General features: G+C 48.1%; 3 protein-coding genes and 1 pseudogene. All 4 read left to right on the top strand.

Annotated elements, in window-relative coordinates; all coding sequences use genetic code 11:
• Positions 1-228 (top strand): annotated as a pseudogene (locus QVO39_RS04120) (UDP-N-acetylmuramoyl-L-alanyl-D-glutamate--2,6-diaminopimelate ligase); the annotation flags it as partial.
• The gene (mraY, locus tag QVO39_RS04115) at positions 228-1490 is read left to right on the top strand and encodes a phospho-N-acetylmuramoyl-pentapeptide-transferase (RefSeq protein WP_018028266.1); all 1263 of its coding nucleotides are present in this window, start codon (positions 228-230) and stop codon (positions 1488-1490) included. The pseudogene QVO39_RS04120 and the gene mraY, both read left to right, overlap by 1 nt.
• Positions 1491-1502: 12 nt before the next feature.
• On the top strand, positions 1503-2849 hold the full coding sequence (gene murD, locus QVO39_RS04110) for a UDP-N-acetylmuramoyl-L-alanine--D-glutamate ligase (RefSeq protein WP_021903125.1): 1347 nt from the start codon (positions 1503-1505) through the stop codon (positions 2847-2849).
• A gap of 91 nt (positions 2850-2940) precedes the next feature.
• The gene (locus QVO39_RS04105) at positions 2941-3144 is read left to right on the top strand and encodes a winged helix-turn-helix domain-containing protein (RefSeq protein WP_021903124.1); all 204 of its coding nucleotides are present in this window, start codon (positions 2941-2943) and stop codon (positions 3142-3144) included.
• The last annotated feature ends 389 nt before the right edge of the window (positions 3145-3533 follow it).

Raw genomic sequence — 3533 nt, 5'->3', positions numbered from 1 at the left:
ATGATGGAGGGGCTCGATGAGGAGATGAAGCGACGTACGCTCCGGATCACTAGCAGAAGAGATGCGATCCGTACCGCCTGTACGATGGCGATGCCTAGCGATGTGATTCTCATTGCTGGTAAGGGGCACGAGACCTATCAGGAGGTGAATGGCGTCCGCCACCACTTTAGCGATATTGAGGAGGTAGAGAAGATTATCGAAGGAGAGAAAGGAGGAGCTACTCACTGATGCTTTACTACCTATTTGAGTCGCTCAATGCACAAGGTGTCCCAGGAATGGGTGCCTTTACCTATATTTCTACCCGTGCGGCACTTGCCCTTATCGTTAGTCTTCTGATTAGCACTTTGATCGGAAGTAAGATCATCGATTGGTTACGGAGTAAGCAGATGTCGGATGCCATTCGTCCCCTTGATATTGAGGGGCAGATGGCAAAGGTTGGGACCCCCACTATGGGTGGTATCATCATCATCATTGCCATTATTATCCCCACACTGCTTTTCAACAAACTCAATAATCTCTACATCATCTTGATGCTAGTCACCACAGTATGGCTGGGAGCCCTTGGCTTTGCTGATGACTATGTAAAGGTGTTTAAGAAGAATAAAGAGGGTATCCACGGCCGTTACAAGCTCATAGCTCAACTAGGACTGGGGGTGTTGGTGGCTCTGGTACTGATGACTAGTCCAGCGGTGGTGATTAAGGAAAACGTAGCCACCGAGACGGTCAATAAGGAGCTAGTGGTGAAGCACTCCGAAGTGGAGACAAAAAGCACCAAGACCACGATTCCCTTTGTGAAGAATAACAACCTAGACTATAGCGACCTAGCCAAGAATCTTGGGCTGAAGCAGAATGCCAAACTCTTTACCCTGATACTCGTGACGCTCATCTTTGTATTCATCGTGATGGGTGTCTCCAATGCAGCCAACCTCACTGATGGACTAGATGGCTTAGCTGCTGGCTCCTCGGCGATTATCGGAGTAGCGCTCGGGATATTTGCCTACGTCAGTTCGCACATAGAGATGGCGAGCTACCTCAATATTATGTTTATCCCTGGAGCGGAGGAGCTGGTGGTCTATGCTGCTTCATTTATCGGTGCCACCGTTGGTTTCCTATGGTACAACTCCTACCCCGCACAGGTCTTTATGGGCGATACTGGTAGCCTTACCCTCGGCGGAATTATAGCAGTATATGCGATCATCATTCGTAAGGAGTTGCTCCTTCCTATCCTTTGTGGAGTATTTATGGTAGAGGCGCTTTCGGTGATTATCCAAACCGCCTACTTTAAGTACACAAAGCGAAAGACTGGTACCGGCCGAAGGGTATTCAAGATGAGCCCACTGCACCACCATTTCCAGAAACCAGCTGGAGTGATCGACGCAGTGATCCAAAAGCCTACTCGACCTATTGCTGAGGCAAAGATTACGGTTCGTTTTTGGTTGATCGGGATTCTCCTTGCAGTGCTCACCATTGTGACGCTCAAACTTAGATAAGTCATCATTATTATGAAGTGCAATTTACTTGTTTTGGGTGCTGGAGAGAGTGGCGTGAGTGCTGCCCTTTTGGCACAAGAAAAGGGGTATCGACCCTTTGTGTCGGACTCAGGTACCATTCGCCCAGAGATGAAAGCGGTGTTGACAAAGGCGGCAGTTCCCTATGAGGAGGGCGGGCATCAACTCCCCTATCTGAAGGATACAGAAGAGGTGATTAAGAGCCCTGGTATTCCCGATAGTGCTGAGGTGGTTCGCCGTTGTGAAGCACTTGGGTTACCGATCCTCTCGGAGATTGAGTTTGCTGCTCGTTACACTACCCCCAAGCAGTTAATCTCTATCACTGGTAGCAATGGCAAAACCACCACTACTACGCTGATTGACCTTGCCCTACGTGCTGCAGGAGTGCAGAGTGTAGCGTGTGGCAATATCGGAGATTCCTTGGCTCGGGAGGTGATGGAGGGGGGTGCCGACGTTTATACTATGGAGCTGAGTAGCTTTCAGCTAGATCATATGTACCGCACCCATAGCCATATTGCCCTTTTACTTAATATCACACCCGACCACCTCGATAGGTACGACCACCAATTGATCAATTATGCTCGTGCCAAGTGGAGAGTGTTTCAAAATCAAGGAGCAGGTGACTATGCCATCATCAATGCAGATGACCCGCATATTGCAGAGCTTCAGCAAGAGGCTCCTTTGCAGGCAGAGTTTGTCAAGACCTTTTCTACCCGCAATCCCAAAGCTTCTGCCTACTTTGATGGTCAATTAATTCACTTCAAGGGGGGTGTCACTTACGACTACACCCAGTTCCTCCTCAAGGGTCAGCACAATGCCGAGAATATTATGGCAGTGGGGCTAGCACTTCAGGCCTATGGCGTGGATATTGATCGGCAGGAGGTTCGGAAATGCCTATCCACTTTCGGAGGTGTTCGCCACCGCACTCAGCTGGTTGGTACGTGGCATGGAGTTACCTTTATCAATGACTCCAAAGGTACCAACCTCGATGCTACAGCCCACGCTCTTGGTGCGATGCCCGATGCCAAGACGGTGCTTCTGCTCGGAGGTACGGATAAGGGTAACGACTACTCGCTTATTTTCGACCTTGTGAAGGCAAAGGCGAAGGCACTTATTTTCCTTACCCTAGATACCGATAAACTGCATCGTAGTTTTGATTGCCTCGCACTTCCCACCACCGTGGCACATAGTATGGCGGAGGCATTTGAGCAGATAACAGCACTGGATTTGTCTGAGGGCGATGTAGTGTTGCTCTCTCCTGCGTGTGCCAGTTTTGACCTGTTCAAGAACTATGAAGATCGAGGCGATCAATTTATTGATGCCTTTGAAGCTTTATCATAATGGCACCCTTTATTTTGCTATTTTGCTGATAATAGGTACATTTGCAACGAAAGAGGTAGGTAATTAATGCTAATTTATAGGAGGAAAGATAATGATTGAACAGATTGGAACCAATGCAGGGCTCGTATGGCATGCCCTGAGTGATAGTAAGAAGCCATTGACCGTAAAGGAGATCCAAAAGAAAGCTGGTATACGCACCCAAGATGAAGTGCGCTTTGCACTCGGGTGGCTAGCCAAGGAGGGCAAGGTAACCTTTGATGGTTGCGATAAAGATTGCAAAATCTCTCTCCGCTAGGCTTTAGAAGTTTACTGGATATAGTGAGAGCCGATACTAGGCACCCTCTTCATTAGGGTACCTAGTATCGGCTCTCTGTTTTTACTCAAAGGGGCAAAAAACACTCACGTGCAAGAGACCCGAGAGTGAATTGCGAAAGTATCGGAGTCAGCTAGTCTTTGTGCAATGAGAAATGGGAGTGAAACTGCGATCGGAGCTTGATGAAAGTTGAGTTGCAACTAAGCGTTTGCTTTGTTGCAACTCGTCATTTGCTTAGTTGCATCTAAACTTTTGCTTAGTTGCAACTCAGTTTTTGCCTCTAGAATAAGATAAAAAGAAAAGGTGCTAAAGCGTTGAGATCAACACTTTAACACCTAATCTGCGGTATGGACGGGACTCGAACCCGCGAC

It is taken from the genome of Porphyromonas sp. CAG:1061 (genome assembly GCF_000435035.1).
Lineage (GTDB): Bacteria > Bacteroidota > Bacteroidia > Bacteroidales > Porphyromonadaceae > Porphyromonas_A > Porphyromonas_A somerae.
The sequence above is the reverse complement of the archived record's forward strand: the minus strand, read 5'-3'. Positions and strand labels throughout refer to the sequence as shown.